The organism is Corynebacterium sp. MSK035 (genome assembly GCF_030232615.1).
Lineage (GTDB): Bacteria > Actinomycetota > Actinomycetes > Mycobacteriales > Mycobacteriaceae > Corynebacterium > Corynebacterium jeikeium_D.
Window position 1 is genome coordinate 1 of sequence record NZ_JASPJP010000017.1, and the last position, 18,365, is coordinate 18,365.

At 56.7% G+C, this 18,365-nt stretch carries 17 protein-coding genes; all 17 read left to right on the forward strand.

The window, feature by feature from the left end; genetic code table 11:
* Positions 1 to 559: 559 nt before the first annotated feature.
* Positions 560 to 1,567, forward strand: a complete 1,008-nt coding sequence (locus tag QP978_RS09440) for a siderophore ABC transporter substrate-binding protein (RefSeq protein WP_070767224.1) — start codon at positions 560 to 562, stop codon at positions 1,565 to 1,567.
* A 39-nt stretch (positions 1,568 to 1,606) separates the two neighbouring features.
* Complete coding sequence (locus QP978_RS09445; RefSeq protein ID WP_049171656.1) at positions 1,607 to 2,554, forward strand: ABC transporter permease; 948 nt, start codon at positions 1,607 to 1,609, stop codon at positions 2,552 to 2,554.
* Entirely contained in the window at positions 2,547 to 3,590 is a 1,044-nt protein-coding gene (locus QP978_RS09450) for an iron chelate uptake ABC transporter family permease subunit (protein ID WP_053087318.1), read from the forward strand. Before QP978_RS09445 ends, QP978_RS09450 begins: the two co-directional genes overlap by 8 nt.
* Positions 3,587 to 4,345, forward strand: a complete 759-nt coding sequence (locus tag QP978_RS09455; RefSeq protein ID WP_070437367.1) for an iron ABC transporter ATP-binding protein — start codon at positions 3,587 to 3,589, stop codon at positions 4,343 to 4,345. Before QP978_RS09450 ends, QP978_RS09455 begins: the two co-directional genes overlap by 4 nt.
* Positions 4,346 to 4,389: 44 nt before the next feature.
* A complete protein-coding gene (locus tag QP978_RS09460; protein ID WP_284857106.1) occupies positions 4,390 to 5,286 on the forward strand; it encodes an RNase H family protein in 897 nt (298 codons plus the stop codon).
* Between the two features lie 94 nt (positions 5,287 to 5,380).
* On the forward strand, positions 5,381 to 6,538 hold the full coding sequence (locus QP978_RS09465; RefSeq protein WP_395892555.1) for a hypothetical protein: 1,158 nt from the start codon (positions 5,381 to 5,383) through the stop codon (positions 6,536 to 6,538).
* A 120-nt stretch (positions 6,539 to 6,658) separates the two neighbouring features.
* On the forward strand, positions 6,659 to 7,699 hold the full coding sequence (locus QP978_RS09470; protein ID WP_049193446.1) for an HAD-IIA family hydrolase: 1,041 nt from the start codon (positions 6,659 to 6,661) through the stop codon (positions 7,697 to 7,699).
* Between the two features lie 6 nt (positions 7,700 to 7,705).
* Positions 7,706 to 7,981: a hypothetical protein gene (locus tag QP978_RS09475; protein WP_049189958.1), complete on the forward strand. Its 276-nt coding sequence runs from the start codon at positions 7,706 to 7,708 to the stop codon at positions 7,979 to 7,981.
* Positions 7,982 to 7,986: 5 nt separating this feature from the next.
* Positions 7,987 to 8,826, forward strand: coding sequence for a TlyA family RNA methyltransferase (locus QP978_RS09480; protein WP_049171668.1), 840 nt, complete (start codon positions 7,987 to 7,989; stop codon positions 8,824 to 8,826).
* The gene (locus QP978_RS09485) at positions 8,819 to 9,781 is read left to right on the forward strand and encodes an NAD kinase (RefSeq protein WP_049171641.1); all 963 of its coding nucleotides are present in this window, start codon (positions 8,819 to 8,821) and stop codon (positions 9,779 to 9,781) included. Before QP978_RS09480 ends, QP978_RS09485 begins: the two co-directional genes overlap by 8 nt.
* 57 nt (positions 9,782 to 9,838) lie before the next feature.
* Positions 9,839 to 11,578 (forward strand): DNA repair protein RecN, encoded by a 1,740-nt coding sequence (recN, locus tag QP978_RS09490; protein ID WP_284857107.1) that lies wholly within the window; start codon positions 9,839 to 9,841, stop codon positions 11,576 to 11,578.
* Positions 11,579 to 11,603: 25 nt separating this feature from the next.
* Complete coding sequence (steA, locus tag QP978_RS09495) at positions 11,604 to 12,788, forward strand: putative cytokinetic ring protein SteA (RefSeq protein ID WP_154844206.1); 1,185 nt, start codon at positions 11,604 to 11,606, stop codon at positions 12,786 to 12,788.
* 89 nt (positions 12,789 to 12,877) lie between these two features.
* Complete coding sequence (locus QP978_RS09500) at positions 12,878 to 13,789, forward strand: copper transporter (protein ID WP_284857108.1); 912 nt, start codon at positions 12,878 to 12,880, stop codon at positions 13,787 to 13,789.
* Positions 13,790 to 13,863: 74 nt separating this feature from the next.
* Positions 13,864 to 15,072 carry a DUF262 domain-containing protein gene (locus tag QP978_RS09505; RefSeq protein WP_150963478.1) on the forward strand — a complete coding sequence of 403 codons (1,209 nt, stop codon included), beginning with the start codon at positions 13,864 to 13,866 and terminating at the stop codon, positions 15,070 to 15,072.
* 74 nt (positions 15,073 to 15,146) lie between these two features.
* Positions 15,147 to 16,430: a hypothetical protein gene (locus QP978_RS09510; RefSeq protein WP_150963479.1), complete on the forward strand. Its 1,284-nt coding sequence runs from the start codon at positions 15,147 to 15,149 to the stop codon at positions 16,428 to 16,430.
* Between the two features lie 814 nt (positions 16,431 to 17,244).
* The gene (locus QP978_RS09515) at positions 17,245 to 17,502 is read left to right on the forward strand and encodes a DEAD/DEAH box helicase family protein (protein ID WP_150963481.1); all 258 of its coding nucleotides are present in this window, start codon (positions 17,245 to 17,247) and stop codon (positions 17,500 to 17,502) included.
* Between the two features lie 268 nt (positions 17,503 to 17,770).
* Complete coding sequence (locus QP978_RS09520) at positions 17,771 to 18,043, forward strand: hypothetical protein (RefSeq protein WP_150963483.1); 273 nt, start codon at positions 17,771 to 17,773, stop codon at positions 18,041 to 18,043.
* The last annotated feature ends 322 nt before the right edge of the window (positions 18,044 to 18,365 follow it).

Genomic DNA, 18,365 nt, shown 5'->3' on the forward strand with positions numbered 1-18,365 from the left:
CTGTATTTCGTTCGGCGGGTTTGCTTCACTACTTCTCCTGGTCGAAAGTGGTGATGCATTCACCGCCTGAACCTACCCGCTTGAAAGTGTCATAAACTCACACAGTTTCACCTTTGCAGCCCGTATTTACGCCTACAGCCCCATTCACATCTGCGTCCCCCATCCACGCCCGCAGCCCCGTTCACGCCCACAACCCCTCCATCACGCCTACAGCCCCAACTCACAAGCAAAGCCGCAAGCTCATCCCCAACTAGGCCCAACTACGCCCAACTAGGCCCAAACATGCGTCGATAGTGCACACGCTACCTTCGGTAGGGCCCAAGTTACCCCCGTTATCGAACGCTGCAGTCATACCTTTACCTGCACAAATGAGCTAATGCTAAACAAATAGAAGAACTCCACCCTAAATATTGCGTAATTTCATAACGTATTTACTTGTTAAATAGGGAACCCTAAGCTAATGTTTCACAGGTAATGATTACCTAAGTAAGTGATTGGGTAACGGCGTCTAAGTGGCGTTTGTTTAACAATCCTACTGTGACCGAAGGGATGCCTTTAAGTGGCGCGTTCTAACTCCGGCCGTATTCGCAATATCGTAGTTGCATCTGTTGCGAGCCTTGGACTTGTTCTTGGTGCTTGTTCTACTGATGCCGGTAACGAGGATAAGTCTGCAGCTGCAGGCAACGAGTCTACTATTACCGTTACTGATAATCATGGTGAGCAGACCGTACCTGCCGAGATTGACTCTGTTGTGGCCACGGATAACCGTTCCTTCGAGATGCTCGATCAGTGGGGTATTAAGCTGGCTGCAGCTCCTAAACCGATTATCCCGTTCACGGTTTCCGACTACAAGGACAATCCTGACGTTCAGGACATCGGCAATCACCGCGAGCCGAATCTCGAAATTGTTGCTGCTGCTGACCCGGACCTGATTGTGAACGGTCAGCGTTTCGGCAAGTACTACGATGACCTGAAGAAGCTCGCTCCGAACTCCGCGATTGTGGAGTTTGAGCCGCGCGAGGGCAAGCCGCTGGACGAGGAGCTCAAGCGGCACGCTAAGGGCCTGGGCGCCATCTTCGGTAAGGAGAAGGAAGCCGATCAGCTCATCGCAGACTTTGACAAGGCTCTGGAGCGCGCTCGCAAGGCTTACAACCCGGACGTGAAGGTCATGGCGCTGAACTCGTCGGGCGGCACCCTCGGTTACATTGCTCCGACTGTTGGTCGTACCTTCGGCCCGCTGTTCGACCTGATTGGCATGAAGCCGGCGCTGGAGGTCGACAAGGCCAGCGATGACCACCAGGGTGATGAGATTTCCGCCGAGTCCATCGCTGAGGCAAACCCGGACTTCATCATGGTGCTTGACCGCGATGCTGGCACCTCTGTCCGCGGTACCGATGAGTACCGTTCGGCACAGTCTGTGGTCGAGGAAGCCGCTCCGCTGAAGAACGTGAAGGCAGTCAAGGAGGGCAAGATCTACTACGCCCCAGAGGACACTTACACCAACGAGTCCATCGTCACGTACACGGAGATTCTGAACGGGCTTGCCGACGCCTTCGAGCAGGCCTAATAGTTCTCTGACCAGTCACAGGAGTACCTCACCAACTCTATGCAGAAGTTACTGGATTCCCGACTAGCCATCGGGATTGCCTTTGTGGCAGTCCTGGTGGCTATGTCGCTGTTTGTAGGCCAATACGACATCCTGGGCGCCGACGACGGCTGGGAGATGTTCGCCACTACGCGTATACCGCGCACCATTGCACTAGTGCTCTCGGGTGCCGCGATGGCGATGTGTGGCTTGGTCATGCAGCTACTTACGCGCAACAAGTTTGTCGAACCCACCACCACGGGAACCACGGAGTGGGCTGGTCTCGGCCTGATTTTCGTGATGTATTTCTTTCCTTCGGCCTCGATGCTTGGCCGGATGGGCGGGGCAATCATCTTCGCTTTCATCGGCACGGCAGTGTTCTTCCTGTTCTTGCGCCGTGTCGCTTTGAAGTCAAGTCTGGTTGTGCCCATCGTGGGCATCATGTTGGGTGCGGTAGTCAGTTCGATTTCGACTTTCTTTGCGTTACAGACGGACATGCTGCAGTCGCTAGGCGTGTGGTTCGCAGGCTCTTTTACTGCCATTTATAAAGGGCAGTACGAATTCCTGTGGCTGGTCGTCATCGTGGTTGCAATCGTCTTCGTATTCAGCGATCGGTTAACGGTTGCGGGGCTTGGTGAGGACATTGCCACCAACGTCGGTCTGAACTACAAGCGAATCGTGTTCCTGGGAACGGGGCTGATTGCAATCGCAACAGGTTTGGTCACCGTCGTGGTGGGCAACCTCCCATTCCTGGGGCTCATCGTCCCGAATATCGTCTCCATGTTCCGTGGCGATGATCTGCGCTCCAATCTTCCCTGGGTATGCCTGGTGGGCATTGCCATTGTGACGATTGCGGACCTGATTGGCCGCGTCATTATCGCCCCGTTCGAGATTCCGGTATCGGTGATTCTCGGCATCCTGGGTGCTGCCATCTTCGTCTATCTGATTGTGGAGCGGCGTCGTGCTTAATCTCAGTTCAACTCACACGGTGGCCGACCAGGCCGGGCCGCAAACGACGTCGTTTAGCACGGCCGCCGCGGCGCGCAGGTACTGGATTATCATTGCTGCGCTGGCGGGCCTGGCGGTGTTGTTTACGGCGGGCCTGCTTGCGTGGGACAACCCGTTGCCGTTCGGTACGGATGGTTTTTGGCTGATTGCGCGCCGGCGTCTTGATGCCGTAATTGCCATGATCGTGGTTGCCTGCTGCCATGCCGTCGCGACAGTGGCGTTCCAGTCGATTGCGAATAACCGAATTATTACGCCGTCGATTATGGGGTTTGAAGCGCTGTACGTGGCTATCAGTACCGCTGCGGTGTACTTCTTCGGGGCGACGGGTCTGATGAATGCCGGCTCGGTTGGGGCGTTTGTGCTGCAGCTCGTGCTGATGGTGGGGCTGTCGCTGGTGCTGTATGCGTGGCTGTTGACTGGGCAGGGCGCGGATATGCACAGCATGCTGCTGGTGGGCATTGTTATCGGTGGCGGGCTGGGCTCGGTATCGACATTTATGCAGCGCATGCTGACGCCTTCGGATTTTGACCTGCTGACGGCGCGGCTGTTCGGCTCTGTCAACAACGCGGACCCGGAGTTTTTCCCGGTGGCGATCCCGCTGGTGATCGCGGCAATCGTGGTGATTGCGCTGCATTCGCGGGCCCTCAATGTCATGTCGTTGGGGCGTGAAGTCGCGACGAATCTGGGCGTGAATTACCAGGTTCGGTCCATCACCGTGCTGGTTGCGGTGTCCGTGCTGATGGCAGTATCGACGGCTATGGTCGGCCCGATGACATTCCTCGGCTTCCTGGTCGCGACCATTGCGTACCAGGCTGCGGATACCTATGACCATCGTTTTGTGCTGCCGATGGCGGCGCTAATCGGCTACGTCACGCTGGCCAGTGCGTATTTCATCCTCAATCACGTTTTCTATGCCCAGGGCGTGGTGTCCATCATCATCGAGCTGGTTGGCGGTTCGATCTTCCTCTACGTCGTTTTGAAGAAGGGACGGCTATGATTCTCCTCGACAGTGTAAGCAAGAGCTATACCAGCGAGGTGTCAATTGGCCCCGTTGACCTGGAAATTCCAACCAATGCGATTACGGCTCTGATTGGGCCGAATGGTGCGGGCAAGTCCACGCTCTTGACTATGATTGGCCGCCTCCTTGCCGTCGATTCCGGCGACATCAACGTCGGCCCCTACAACGTGGGCAAGACCAAGTCGAAGGATCTGGCGAAGGTGCTGTCGATTCTGCGCCAGGACAACCACTTCGTCACCCGCCTCACCGTGCGCCAGCTGGTCAGCTTCGGCCGTTTCCCGTACAGCCAGGGGCGTCTGACCGCCGAGGACGAGCGCATCATCTCCCAATACATTGAGTTCCTCAATCTTGAGGCGCTCCAGGGCCGCTACCTCGACGAGCTCTCCGGTGGGCAGCGTCAGCGTGCGTATGTCGCAATGGTGCTCTGTCAGGAGACGGATTACGTGCTTCTCGACGAGCCGTTGAACAACCTGGATATTTCTCACTCGGTCGACATCATGTCGTACCTGCGCACTGCAGTGCGCGAGTTGGGTCGCACCATGGTGGTGGTGTTGCATGACATCAATTTCGCGGCTCGCTACGCCGATTACATCTGTGCGGTCAAAGACGGCCAGATTGTAGAGCACGGCCCTACCGCAGAGCTGATGCGTTCGGAGGTTCTGAGCCCAATCTTCAATACCCAGATTGACATCGTCGAGGGGCCGCACGGTCCGGTCGCCTGCTACGGCTCTTAATCCAATTCCTGGCCGGCCCCACGCAGCCGATACAATCTAGCCTCATGACTATTACTGCTGCTGTTGACGGTTCCGCCCTGCACAACCCCGGACCTGCCGGGTGGTGCTGGTATATCGACGACAGCTGCTGGGCCGCCGGCGGATGGAAAGAAGGAACCAATAACCGCGGGGAGCTCACCGCACTCGCCGAGCTCCTCCGCGCCACCGCGCACATTCCCGACGAGCCGCTTTTCGTACTGTGTGATTCGCAGTATGTGATTAACTCTGTCACTAAGTGGATGCCGGGGTGGAAGCGCAAGGGGTGGAAGAAGCGCGACGGTAAACCTGTCCTCAACGTCGACATTTTGCAGGACATCGACCAGCTGCTCGTTGGCCGCAATATTCACCTCGAATGGGTCAAGGGACACTCTGGCCACGACATGAACGAGGCTGCTGATCAGCGTGCCCGCGCCGCCGCCACCGCGTATCAGAAGGGCACCGCCGTGCCGGAGGGGCCAGGTTTCGCTGGTTCGGGTAGTCGCGCGCAGACGAATGCCGCGCCGACAAAAACCGCGCCCGCCGCGCCTAGTTCCGAGCCCAAGACGCCCAAGGCCGCAACCTTCGAGCAAGAAGGCCTCTTTGACCTCGCCGTCGACACCACAGTGACGCCCGAGGATGCCGCCAAGGAAGCGCTCACCGTTTTCCGCCGCGCCGCACATCGCGCTGAACAGGGAAATGCCCGCGCACTCAAGGCATTGCTTAACGACGCCCTGGGCGCCAACCTCGCCGTGCCAGACGGACTTTCGGATGCTGAGCATGAGCTCCGCGTCGAGGGAACCACCGCTACCGCGCAGTTCACCACCGACGACTGGGTTGGCCTGGCTGTCTGGGATTTGTCCCAGGCAGTGGGGAAGGCCACAGGTTCCGCGCGTTTGCTGGGCTGGAATGTGGGCAGGTCTTAGCAGTAGTATGAAAGTTTGGTCTTTTAGGTAGACCACCAGGCAATCCGGGGTTGCTGGTAGCCTGAAAACACATAAATTCTTTTACTCATTACATATAAGGAGCTCCGACTTCATGGCTGAGCACGAAGGTCCTCGTTCCGGCGAAGGCCGAGGAAATCGCGGAAACCGCGGGTCTAACCGTTCCCATGGTCGTGGTGAGGGCGGCTTTAACGGGCGCAACCGCAACGACCGTCGTGGACAGGGCGGTGGCCCAGGTGGTCGTGGCCGTGGTGGTCACGGTGGTCATGGCGGTAACCGCGATTCCCGTGGTTCGCGGGGCTTCCGTCGTGATGATCGCGATGATCGCGACTTTAACCGTGGCGACCGCAATGAACGCGGTGGCCGTGGCGGTCGTGGTTACAATCGCGATGACCGTAATGATCGTCGCGGCCCGGGCGGACGCGGTGGCCAGGGAGGCCGCAACTTCGACCGTCGTGGCGGCAAGCCACGTCGCTCCAACCGTGGTGGCCGCTTCCAGGATGAGGGGCGTACGCACCGCACCGGCCCGCAGCGCCCAGGCTTCCGCGAGGAGCGCATTGAGGCCCGCAAGAACGAGCCGAAGCTCCCAGATGACATTCGTGCAGATGAGCTCGACCCGAGCGTGCGCCAGGATCTGAAGAGCCTGGCTAAGGACAACGCCGACAAGGTTGCTCGTCACATGATTATGTCCGCAATCCTGATGGCTGAAGACCCGAAGCGTGCTCTGGAGCACGCCCGCGCAGCGAAGGACCGCGCAGGTCGCGTCGGTGTCGTTCGTGAGACCGCTGGTGTTGCCGCTTACCACGCAGGTGAGTGGAAGGAAGCCCTGGCGGAGCTGCGTGCTGCTCGCCGCATCTCCGGTGGCCCTGGCATGCTCGCGGTCATGGCGGACTGTGAGCGCGGTCTCGGCCGTCCAGAGAAGGCCATCGAGCTGGCTCGCTCCGAGGAAGCCAAGCAGCTGGACAACGAGTCCAAGACTGAGCTGGCTATTGTCGCCGCAGGTGCTCGCCGCGATATGGGTCAGATTGATGAGGCTCTGGTTGAGCTGGAGACCCAGGACCTGAACCCGGACCGCGAGGACTTCGAAGCAGCTCGTCTGTTCTACGCCTACGCTGATGCGCTGGTGGAGGCCGGTCGTAAAGATGATGCCAAGGTGTGGTTTACCCGCTGCGCCAAGATCGATGTGGACCAGATGCTCGATGCTCGCGAGCGCATCGAAGAGCTGAGCAAGTAATCAGCCCAGCTGCCGGCTCGCAACATCAGCCACCGCTAACGCACCGCTGGCGCAATCCGGCTGCGCATCTACAATTCGTCGTAAAGCGTTCCTATTTCGTAAAAGGAGAAATGAACCCCCATGGCTTCTGTCGCTTCTTCCTATGATGCCGCTCTGCTGGATCTGGATGGCACGATTTACGAGGGTGGCGCGGCGATTCCGAACGCGCTGGAGGGGCTGACTGAGGCGGCGCTGCCGATGGTGTTTATTACCAACAATGCCTCGCGCGCGCCGCAGACGGTGGCGGATCAGCTCAATGGGCTGGGCTATGACGTTCACGCGGACGATGTGATGACGTCGGCGCAGGCGGCCATTGAGATGGCGGCGGAGGTCATTGAGCCGGGCTCGAACGTTTTTGTGTTGGGTGCGGAGTCGTTTAAGCAGTTGGCTCGTGAGGCGGGGTACAACCTCGTGGATTCCGCTGATGACAACCCTGCGGCGGTGTTCCAGGGGCTCAACCGTGAGATGACGTGGAAGCAGATGTCGGAGGCGGCGCTGGCGGTGTCGCGAGGTGCGCGCTTCCTGGTGTCGAATTTGGATACGACGCTGCCGTCGGAGCGCGGTTTCCTGGTTGGTAATGGTTCGGTCGCTGCGGCGATTTCTACGACCACGGGCGTGGCGCCGCTGTCGGCGGGTAAGCCGAAGCCGCCGATGTTTATTAAGGCGGCGGAGCGTGTGGGCGCGAAGAATCCGCTGGCGATTGGGGATCGCCTCGACACCGACATCGCGGGCGGAAATGCGGCAAAGATGGACACGTTTATGGTGGTCACAGGCGTTTCCACGCATATGGATGTCGTTGCGGCGCCGCCTGAGCACCGCCCGACGCTCATCGGTGCTGACATGACTGCGCTGAATCGTGAGCTGGATCAGGCACGTCCGGCTCCGCAGGCTGGTTTCACCGCGCGTTACGACGACGCGGAGGCCGGTGTCATCGTTCTTTCTGGCGGTGACATGGAAGATCTTCGGTTGGTGAACCCGGCGGAGGCCGCGGTGGCGGCTCTGCTGACGGTCGTAGATGTGGTGTGGAACTCTGAGGCTGGTCGTGCTGGCGCAGTCGAGGTCGCGCAGGTCCGCGCGGAGGGCCCGGCTGCTGAGGCGGCGCTGGCTGCCTGGCGGAAGTGATAGCCGATGAGTGAGGTTGCACCGAAGCCGGGGCAGGGGCTGGGGCAGGGCGCTGGTCCTGTGCCGGGGCCGAAACCCGGCCCTGCATCTGTACCGAGCCCTGCGCCTAGCCCGGCGGCGATGCCCGGCGCGCGTGAGGTAACTCCGGAGGACGTCCGCGAGCAGGTGGCGGCCGCACTGTCAGCACCTGCCCCGACGCCGCAGGAGAGAGTCGCGCAGTTTGAGCGGGCGCATGAGATTTTGTATGAGGCCCTGGGCTCGTCACGCAGGGAAGGAAAGTGAACGCGGTGGCAAAGAAAGCTCCTAAGCGCAGGCTCGATGCGGAGCTGGTGCGAAGGAAGATTGCTCGCTCCCGTGAGGCGGCAGTGGACATGATTAAAGCCGGCCGAGTTGAGGTCGGTGGTTTTGTCGCCTCTAAGCCCGCGACTGCGGTGACGGGGGACGTGTCCATTCGCGTCAGTGGTCTGGAAGAAGACGAGAACTGGGCGTCGCGCGGGGCTCACAAGCTGCTCGGCGCACTGGAGGCTTTCGAGCCGCAGGGCCTGGACTTGAAGGGCCGGAAGGTGTTGGATGCCGGTGCCTCCACGGGCGGCTTCACCGATGTGTGCCTGCGCCGCGATGTCGAGACCGTCTACGCCGTCGATGTCGGTTACGGTCAGTTGATTTGGCGCTTGCAGGATGACCCGCGGGTGGTTGTGCTCGACCGTACTAACGTCCGCACGTTGACGCCGGAGATTCTCGGTGGCACGGCCGATGTCATGGTTGGCGACCTGTCGTTTATTTCTTTGAAGCTGGTCCTGCCAGCGATTGTTTCCTGCCTCGACGAGGGCGCTGACCTGCTGCCAATGGTCAAGCCGCAGTTCGAGGTTGGCAAGGAGCGCCTTGGCTCCGGTGGTGTCGTGCGCAGCGATGCGCTGCGCCAGGAAGTTGTCCAGGAAGTCGCCGAATACGCCCGCACTCTGGGGCTGTCCTTCCGTGCGGCGGTGGCCAGCCCGCTGCCGGGTCCGAGTGGCAACGTGGAGTTCTTCCTGTGGCTGGTGAAAGACGGCGGCGCCAGCGATATTGGTGATGAGGCTATGGCTGCGGCCATCGCCAAGGCTGTTGAGGAGGGGCCGCACAATGACTAGCGCGAAGACTCACTCACGGGAAAGCAAGCCCAAGACCAGCGCCGGCAAGCGCGAGATTCTGCTGGTCCCGCACACCGGCCGTAGCGCCAACCTGGAAATGGCCGCCGAGGCTGCCGAGCTGCTTGAGGCCGCGGGTATCGATATCCGCGTGCTGGCCGGTAAGAACCCGGAGGCGCTGGCTGCGCACCCGACGCTCGGCAAGTACCCGCGCTACTGGCATTCCCCGCAGGCGGCGTCGGGATGCGAACTCGTCCTCGTCCTCGGCGGCGACGGCACCTTCCTACGCGCCGCTGACATTGCGCACTCGGCTGACCTGCCGGTGCTCGGCATCAACATGGGGCACGTGGGCTTCCTCGCCGAGTGGGAGCAGGAGTCCATGACGGAGGCAATTAGCCGCGTCATCAAGCGTTCCTGGCGTATTGAAGACCGCATGACCATCCGCGTCACCGTCCGTGACACCACCGGCCGCGTCATTGGCTCGGGCTGGGCGCTGAACGAAGTCAGCATCGAAAATGTCAACCGCCGTGGCGTGCTGGACGTCATCTTGGAAGTCGATGGTCGCCCGGTGAGTTCCTACGGTTGCGATGGTGTGCTAATTTCCACGCCGACCGGCTCCACCGCGTACGCCTTCTCCGCAGGTGGTCCCGTACTCTGGCCGGAGCTCGACGCTATGCTCGTCGTGCCCAACAACGCCCACGCGCTGTTCTCCCGCCCGCTGGTGATCTCACCGCATTCGACTATCGCGATTGAGACCAACCACGACACCGCCGAGGCCATCGCGGTGCTCGACGGCTTCCGCAACATCACCATGCCGCCGGGTAGCCGCATCGAAATCGAGCGCGGCGCGCAGCCGGTTCGCTGGGTGCGTCTGGACGATCAGCCGTTCGCCGATCGTCTGGTGCACAAGTTCCGCTTGCCGACGTCCGGGTGGCGCGGCCCCGCCGAAGCCCAATAGCCTCCAAACACGGCAGACGAGACCCCAACTTCAAGGGAAGGACTGATTGCAGGCGCCATGCTGACTGAGATTTCCATCCGCGACCTCGGTGTTATCCCCGATGCAACGCTTGAATTCAGCCCAGGCCTGACCGTACTGACAGGTGAAACCGGTGCGGGTAAGACCATGGTGGTCACAAGCCTCAAGTTGCTCTGTGGCGCGCGTGCCGACGCCGGCCGCGTGCGCACCGGCGCAGACAAGGCGTTGGTGGAAGGCCGCGTGTCCACCGAGCACCTCTCGGAGGAAGAGTCAGCGACCATCGATGCTGTGGTTTCTGAACTCGGCGGCGAACGCGATGAGAATGACGAGTACCTGCTTGCCCGTCAGGTCTCCGCGAAGGGCCGCTCCCGGGCGTGGGTTGGAGGCCGCAGTGCCTCGGCTGCGGCGTTGGCGGATGTCTCCACCCGTCTGGTTGCCATTCATGGCCAGAATGATCAGCTGCGCTTGCAAAGCGCTGATGAGCAGCGTGCGGCCATCGACCGCATGGATGCCGACACCATCGCACCAACGCTGGAAACCTACCGGCAGCAGCGTGCACACTGGCGCGCCCTGGCCAAAGAACTAGAAGAGAAGACCTCCAAGCGCCGCGAACTGGCCATGCGTGCCGACCAGCTCAGCTTCGCCATCGAAGAAATCGATGCGGTCTCACCCGAACCGGACGAAGACCAGGACCTGGCCTCCCAGATCCGCCGCATGCAGGACCTGGATGGTCTCCGCGACGCTGCAGCCGTGGCGCTGGCCGCCATCGATGGCGCCGCCGCCGTGAGCACGACCGGCATGGATGCCGCCACCGAGGACTCCGGTGCCGCCGAACTCCTCGGCGCCGCCGCGAACGAGCTCGCCGCCGCAGACGACGAGGAACTCACCGAGTTTTCCAACCAGCTCAATGAACTGACCAGCCAGCTGTCCGAAATCTCCGCTGGTCTCGGCGCGTTTCTCTCCGGCCTGCCGGAGGAAACCGAGTCCTTGGACAAGCTGATGCAACGCCAGGTGGAGATTAAGAACCTCACCCGCAAGTACGCCCCAGATATCGCCGGTGTCCTGGCCTGGCGGGATAAGGCGGAGCGCAAGCTCGCCACGCTGGATGTCTCCGGCGAAGCCCTGGACAAACTCACCGCGGAGATCAAGGCGGCGGAGAAGAAGCTCGGCACCACCGCGCGGAAGCTCTCCAAGGCCCGCGCAAAGGCCGCGAAGCACCTGGAACAGGCCGTGACCAAGGAACTCAAGGGCTTGGCCATGCCACACACTTCGCTGGTGGTGGAGATCACCAAGGCCGACACCTTTGGCCCCGCTGGCGTGGACAACATTGAGTTCAAGCTCCGTGCCCACGAGGGTGCCGAGCCGCGCCCGCTGGCCTCATCCGCATCCGGCGGTGAGCTTTCCCGCATCATGCTGGCATTGGAAGTTGTCCTCGCCGAAGGACAGGCCGGACACACGATGGTTTTCGATGAGGTCGATGCCGGTGTTGGTGGGCGCGCGGCTGTGGAGATTGGTAAGCGCCTGAAGCAGTTGGCGGTGAACAACCAGGTGATCGTCGTCACGCACTTGCCTCAGGTGGCGGCGTTTGCGGATACCCACTTGGTGGTCAGCAAGGATGCGCGTTCGGGTGCGGTGTCGTCGAAGGTGACGAGCCTGGGCGACGAGGAGCGGATTGACGAGCTCGCGCGGATGATGGCGGGCTTGGACGATTCGGACTCCGGACGTGCGCACGCGCAAGATCTTCTGGATCAAGCTCGGCGCGCCTTCGCGGCCAAGTAGCTGCACTTATGTTTCACTAAGTGCCATGAGTCTGTTCTCTCGGAACGAAAAAGATCTTCCTGGCATTTCGGGGACCGTGCGGGACGGTTCCCGCCTGGATCGTGCGCTGAAGCGTATGGGCGAAGGCGACATCGTGGTGATCGATGCGCCGGATATCTCGCGTCCCCTGGCACAGCAGTTGATTGATGCCAAGGTCGCCGCAGTGGTGAACACTGGCGCGTTTACCACGGGTTTTGTGCCGAATTACGGCCCGCAGATGATGCGCGACGCCGACATCGAGATGGTGCAGAACGTCGGCGACGAGGTCTTTGAGAAGCTCAAGGACGGCAAGAACGGCAGGCTTGACGACGGCAAGCTCTACCACGGTGACCGCCTGATTGGACAGGGCGACGAGGTCGACCAGGACGAGCTGGAGCGCGCCTTCGACGAGGGGCGCACCAGCATGGTCGACCGCCTGGAGGCGCTCTCTGGCAACTTGGTGGAGTTCGCCAAGACTGAGTCCCCGCTCTACATTGATGGCCTGGGCATTCCGGACGAGACGGAGCCGCTGCGTGGCCGCAAGGTCGTTGTGGTCAGCCCTGGTGAGGGACACCGCAAGACGCTGGAAGACTTAAAGAACTTCATTCGCGAGTACGAGCCGCTGCTCATCGGCGTCGATGCAGGTGCCGACACGCTCTTCGACCTGAAGTACGAGCCGGACTACATCATTGGTGATCCGGAGAACATCAACTCCGAGGCACTGCGGTCTGCCGGTTGCGTGATCCTGCCCGCTGATCCGGACGGTCACGCGGTAGGCCTTGAGCGCATTCAGGACCTCGGCATTGGTGCCATGACCTTCCCGGCGCTGTCCGATTCCGCCACTGACCTGGCGCTGGTGTTCGCCGCGCATCACGACGCCGACATGGTCGTCTCCGTCGGTGCCCCGCAGAACATCGACAGCATTTACCACGATGAGGATCAAAGCGGCGTGCCGTCGGCGTTGCTGTCGCGTTTGAAGGTCGGGGAAAAGCTTGTCGACGGTCGCATGGTCGCTGACCTCTACCAGGTCAACAGCCGTGGTTTCGGTGTGGCCTGGGCAATCCTCGCTATCTTTGTCGCCGTTGCGGTGATCTTCGCTATCGCTGGTACTTCCGGTGATGGTTCTGTCAGCGAGAATCTGATTGATACCTGGAACTCCATAGCACTGTGGTTCCAGGGGCTGTTTAAGTAGTTATAGCGGTATCTTGAGCATTGTGAGCGCCTGAGTTTTCAGCTGTCAGTGCTGATTGAGGCGTCGGCGAAAGGAAAAAGGGACGGGCGATGGCGAAGAAGCGCAGGAGCGGGAAGTTTACAGCCGGTGTTACAGGTGCTGCCCTCGGTGTGGCGGCAGGTGCTGCGCTGGGTGCTTATGTGCTGAACCCTGCTGGTGCTGGCATTGATTTCGGCACTGGTGCCGCCTCCGAGCGCGATGCCGCTGTTGCCCGCGCTGATGCGCAGCAAGCGCGTGCCGATGAAGCCAATCGAATCATCGAGCCCATTGTCGGGGAGATTGTCAAGGGCTCACTGAAGGACGTGCCCGTCCTGGTTATCGCGACTCCCGATGCCACGGAGGAGCAACTGGCAGGGGTTTCCGAGACCCTGCGCGCTGCCGGTGCCCCAGATGCCGGCGTTTTGAAGTTGACCGATAAGTTCCTCTCCTCCGCTGGTGCGGACGAGCTGAAGGACACGGTTTCTACGTCGCTGCCGGCTGATGTGCAGCTGGACCCGGAGCGCCGTGAGCCGGGCAGACAGGCTGGCCAGGCGCTGGCTCCAGTGTTGGAGCTGGATAAGGATGGGGGAGAGCGGGCTTCCGCTGCTGACCGCAAGCTACTGCTGGAGGCGCTGAAGGGCGGCGGTTTCGTCGACTATGAGGAGGGGACGCTCCGCCCGGCTGCCGGCATTGTGATTGTTGGTAATCACGGCACTGTCTCACGCGCTGCGATTGATAAGGGCGAGGACCCTGAGTTCGGCGCTGGCTTGGTTGCGGATCTCGCTGTGGCTCTTGCTGAGGGCTTCGGTGCTGGTGAGGATGCGGCTGGACACGTAGTGGTGGGGACTGACGGCTTTGGTCGTGAAGGTGTCAGCGCGCTGCCAGACGAGCGCTGGGGCACCGACCCTGCCGTGAAGCGTGTAGACGCTGTGTCGGATGCGGCGGGCCAGGTTGGGGTTGTGAGACTGTTTCCAGCAGCTTGAAAGCGTGATGACACGGTCCATCGGGTAAGCTTTGATGTGATTAGAATGATGAAGACAAACAATTTGGAGGAGAAATGAAACTATTGAATGGTGAACAACTGCCGACCAAAAAGGAAAATAAATTTTCCGTTCCTATCACATCCGATTTAGAAGAAGAGTATGCAAACGGAGAATTCCGTATTGTGACAGAGCAAGGCCGGACACAGTTACCAGAACTAGCCACTTCACTTGTAAACAGTGATAAATATAATCTTTCACCGTCATACCAGCGCAAGGTTGTATGGTCGCAAGAGAAAAAATCTCGGCTTATTGAGTCATTCCTTATGAACATACCAATTCCACCGGTATTTTTGTACGAAACTGAATATGCACGATATGAAGTCATGGATGGTCAGCAACGAATGGCTACTATCCGAGAGTTTTATAATAATGATTTGGTTTTATCTGGACTGGAAGTATGGGCTCCTTTAAACGGAATGCGTTATCGAGATTTACCTAATCGGATTCGGAGCGGCATTGATCGGCGATACCTTAGTTCGATTATTTTACTTACGGAATCCGCTAGAACTAAGAATGCTGCAACTGATTTAAAACTAGAAGTATTCGCGCGCCTAAATACTGGAGGAATGCAGCTTACGGCCCAAGAATTGCGCTATGCAAAAGTTGAAGAAGGGCCTCTGAGGCTGGAGATTGAGGAAATAGTAAAAGTATCAACTGGATTTCATAAACTGTGGGGTATAGAAGGGCTTATTAATTCTGGGTTTGAGGTACCTTCGTTAGGCTCGAGTAACCTAACGAGTACTGAAGACAACTTAGTTAATCGAAAGCTTGCGGAAGAGCACGTATTACGGTTTTTTGCAAATCGGCAGCGCAATCTGATAAAACACGGTACATTCAAAGAACTTCTGGATAAGTACTGGGTACTTGGAAATGGAAATCTGACAGAGCCGATTGTACGCGAGATAGGCGAAATTTTTATACAAACATGCAACCTAATATATGAAGTTTTCGGTATGGATGCTTTATATTACTGGAAACTTGAAGAAGGCAAGTATGTGAGGACCGGCAGAAGATCAGTTGCAGTTTATGATGCTATGACTGCCGCATTTTCGAGTTTATTGAAAAATGCAGATGATATACGTTCTGCAAAGGAACGTATATTGGAAACATATCAGAAGGAATTTGTAAAAAATAGGGATATGTTTGATGGGCGCAAAACTGACTATAAATTCTATAAGGCACGCGTTGATCTCATTAGGCAACTGGTATCTGAATGTATTTAAGTAGAATACGCGTTTTACTCGATTCTTTATTGCAGAAGCTCTTTAGGTTCGACTCAAATCAATCGAATCAAACAGTGTTTGCACCGAATCGCATCGTAGCTCCATCTCTTGAATTGCCCGATCCAGTCCCGGTTTTCATTAAAAGCTGGATTCGTTTTAGTAAGCGATTCGATTCATTATCGATAAACAACTCTCCGGCTAATGATTTTGATGTAGTTAGATATCAAAAAGAGAGTGTCCAAAGGTCGGCGATTATTAAAGCAGCTTCCGGCTTTGAAGAAAGTGCACTGACGTTATTATCTAGTTGGAGTATCTCTTTCTGGGCACTTTGTGCCTCCTATAGCTCAATCTTAAGTGGACGGAGCCCTGAATATTATAAGAGCTTACGAATGAGGCTAGCTCTCCGTGGTGCCGATATTAATTCTAAAAGCGCAGGCTTGTGGTCGAAAGAACAGTTTGCGAGAACTGCTATAGGAATCGCGTCTTTTGAGAAGAATAAGGACGACACAATTAAAACAGCTTATGAAAATCTTTTCATGGCTACCATAGAATTTGATTCTGCCGAGAACGTAGAACTATATGCAGAAGAATTGGCGACGGCGCGGTCGGCAAACCTTAGGTTTCCTGTCTTTAGGCAACTAGCTAGTGATTTATCTTTTATATATTTTGATGGCGATCGGGAAAAGCTTTCTAAAAGAATTGACGAGTGCTTTCGCTTGGAAAGTAATGGAGATTCAAGCAGGGCCATCGATTTGGTAAACACATTCAATTCTTTATTCGATTTACGAAATGATGTCGCGCATAACGCCGATGTTCAAGGCTTAGAAGACGCTGATTCGATTCTTGAGTCAGTGGAAAACGTCTGGTATGCGCTTGTCGGGCTCTATAATTTGATGATGTCTGCCTGGCTCGAGCTTTTGGGTAGGATGATTGATCAGATTCCAATTGCATTTGAGGTGTCAGACGTCAAGATGCACTATGTTGAAAAGCCTTCGCCCTCTATTTCTTTTTCGTTTTGCTGTAATGATTTTGATAAGTTTTCCGATGATTCTGCATATTTAATCTTTTTAAAGCCGGAAAACAACGATGGACATTTTTTATTTTGGTCCGTTGATGAAAGCGGTAATCGCCTGCCGCCTGACATCAAGGTTAGGGATAATTCGATAATTAGTTTTGATGGCAAGTTTAGGAAAGTTTTCCAGGTTTCAACTTCGCTCCTTAAGAAACTCAAAGAAAATGGCGATTATTCGATGCATTTGGTGGTCTTAGATCCTTTGGATAGTGATATAAGGCGCTGGTCTGGCCCTTTTCTGCGCTGTATTCGGTATCAAATGATACTTGATTCGAATTTATCCTAGTTTGGAACTTTTGATTGCGAGGCGGTTGTATCGTTTATTTTTTGATTCTAGGTTGAATTGGCTTATAAAATACTTATTAGTTAATTTTCTTGTTTGTCGTTTTTGCGGAGGGCGTTATGGAAGCTTACCGTTCTTCTCGTTGAGTTACCGTTTCTTCTTGTTTCCTTTAGATTGAAGCTCGTTCTTGACTCCGCCATATAGGTAGCCCCTTTATGTTGGGTAACTTCAAAATTCAGTTTTGGTAGGTAAAAGTCCCTAACTCATCATTCCCTATTGAATCTGGTTTGTGGGATAATTTTGTTCCCATCTGAGTTTTCAAAATTCCATGAGAATCAACCGAAGATAAAGTACAGTATCGCTATGGAAAATTTCACGGTCAACTATGATTCTGCACTGACCGGCCTTCGGAAGTTCAGTTAAACGAGGTATATCGGTGCTCGCACGAGTAATATGAGGGGCTCCGATATTGGCATCAACTTGGTCTTCGTCGTATTGACGACTGCACGTGGATAGCCATAGAGTGCATGTGCTATAGGTCAACGACTGGCCTGGCCACGACGGTGCTCGATTCATTCTTTGTAACGTTTGGACAATCTCTTACTACGTCGTCTGCCCCAGAATAACCCCGGCAGTCGCATTATAATTCCGATCACTGATCACCGACCTTCGTACGCAGAAGAAGCTCCAGCTAATGTGCTGATTCCAACCAACCGCATCAGTTCAGCAGCCATTTCGGAATCCCTTTCAATTGGGTTGTCGTTTGCTTTGGCGCTGAAATCCAAACTCGTTTCTCGTAGCGCGAGACTTTTGAGTCTTGCCCGCACCAGCGGGAGCTGTTGGTAGTGGCATGGCTGGTTTTGCCGTGCGTGACCGCGGCAAACTCATCTTGGTTTGCGGTAACGGTCAGACGTTTACCGCCCTTCGCCTTGCTGAACGCGTAGCTAAGGAAAACGTCGGCAAGGTTCGCATTCGTTTCTTTGTGCCATATACTTCTCTGCTTTCACAATCTCTCAAGGAATGGACAACACAGGGGTTCCTCGACATGCGCACCTTCGCGGCGTGCTCGGATTAGAAAGTCTCCCGTAAAGCTGAGGATATTGCGATTTATGACCTGGAAGTTTCCGCCTCCAATAACGGTATTTCGATTGCGCAGCAGTTGAAATCCGGTGAGCTGGACAACAGGCTACACAGTGGCTTTTCCAGCGCTCAAAGACAAAGACGTGAGCCTTCCGGTTGAACTCGCATCTATGGATGGCTAAACGACTACGGCGCAGAGTTTTAGAGACTTGGCTCCGGCGAAGTTTTAGGTAAAGACTGCCCACGGCTACAAATTCCGTGTCATGACCGTTGACGAGGCCGTCGACAAAGTCCTGGCCTACAGCCAGGGTAATCAGATAGTTCTCGCTCTGCCCCTCGGTAATGGTTGGTGCATGGAACAGCACGGTCAAATACTCCGAGTCTCGGCTGGGGACGAGCGCGGCTTTGATGAAGGCTTCGCTATTTTTCCTCGAATCGGTACCCGCCTAAATCACGCTACGGGCATAACTGAACGAATTCAGACAAAGAGCATTGCTTCTAAAGCCAAGACCGAGTGGTTCTCACGTGTCAATTAACTCTAAGGTGGACGACTTTATCGAATCTATTATTCTCAAATGTACCTGTCGACTGGATTTGTTGGGTGCGCTACCGCGGGATGTTTTCACCCGAAGGGGAGACGGCTATCGCATAGCTGCAGGATCTGGCTGAAGAAGTGAACGCGTTGCTCTCACTAGTGGCATATAAATTGAAGCAGATGCTGACGTACAGGTATTTGTGTCAGCGTCGAAGAAGACCGAACGTCAAGTTGCGGAGCCATATAAAACGATTTGAGGTTTTTGACGACACTCTTTATTCAGCTGTAGAGCAATTGGATGGGGTTGGGCTTTGGTGAGTTCT

Excerpts from the sequence above, each read along its gene's own strand:
- QP978_RS09445 (WP_049171656.1), top strand. The coding sequence starts at position 1,607 with ATGCAGAAGTTACTGGATTCCCGACTAGCCATCGGGATTGCCTTTGTG.
- QP978_RS09455 (WP_070437367.1), top strand. The coding sequence starts at position 3,587 with ATGATTCTCCTCGACAGTGTAAGCAAGAGCTATACCAGCGAGGTGTCA.
- QP978_RS09460 (WP_284857106.1), top strand. The coding sequence starts at position 4,390 with ATGACTATTACTGCTGCTGTTGACGGTTCCGCCCTGCACAACCCCGGA.
- QP978_RS09470 (WP_049193446.1), top strand. The coding sequence starts at position 6,659 with ATGGCTTCTGTCGCTTCTTCCTATGATGCCGCTCTGCTGGATCTGGAT.
- QP978_RS09475 (WP_049189958.1), top strand. The coding sequence starts at position 7,706 with ATGAGTGAGGTTGCACCGAAGCCGGGGCAGGGGCTGGGGCAGGGCGCT.
- QP978_RS09485 (WP_049171641.1), top strand. The coding sequence starts at position 8,819 with ATGACTAGCGCGAAGACTCACTCACGGGAAAGCAAGCCCAAGACCAGC.
- recN (WP_284857107.1), top strand. The coding sequence starts at position 9,839 with ATGCTGACTGAGATTTCCATCCGCGACCTCGGTGTTATCCCCGATGCA.
- steA (WP_154844206.1), top strand. The coding sequence starts at position 11,604 with ATGAGTCTGTTCTCTCGGAACGAAAAAGATCTTCCTGGCATTTCGGGG.
- QP978_RS09500 (WP_284857108.1), top strand. The coding sequence starts at position 12,878 with ATGGCGAAGAAGCGCAGGAGCGGGAAGTTTACAGCCGGTGTTACAGGT.
- QP978_RS09505 (WP_150963478.1), top strand. The coding sequence starts at position 13,864 with ATGAAACTATTGAATGGTGAACAACTGCCGACCAAAAAGGAAAATAAA.
- QP978_RS09520 (WP_150963483.1), top strand. The coding sequence starts at position 17,771 with ATGACCGTTGACGAGGCCGTCGACAAAGTCCTGGCCTACAGCCAGGGT.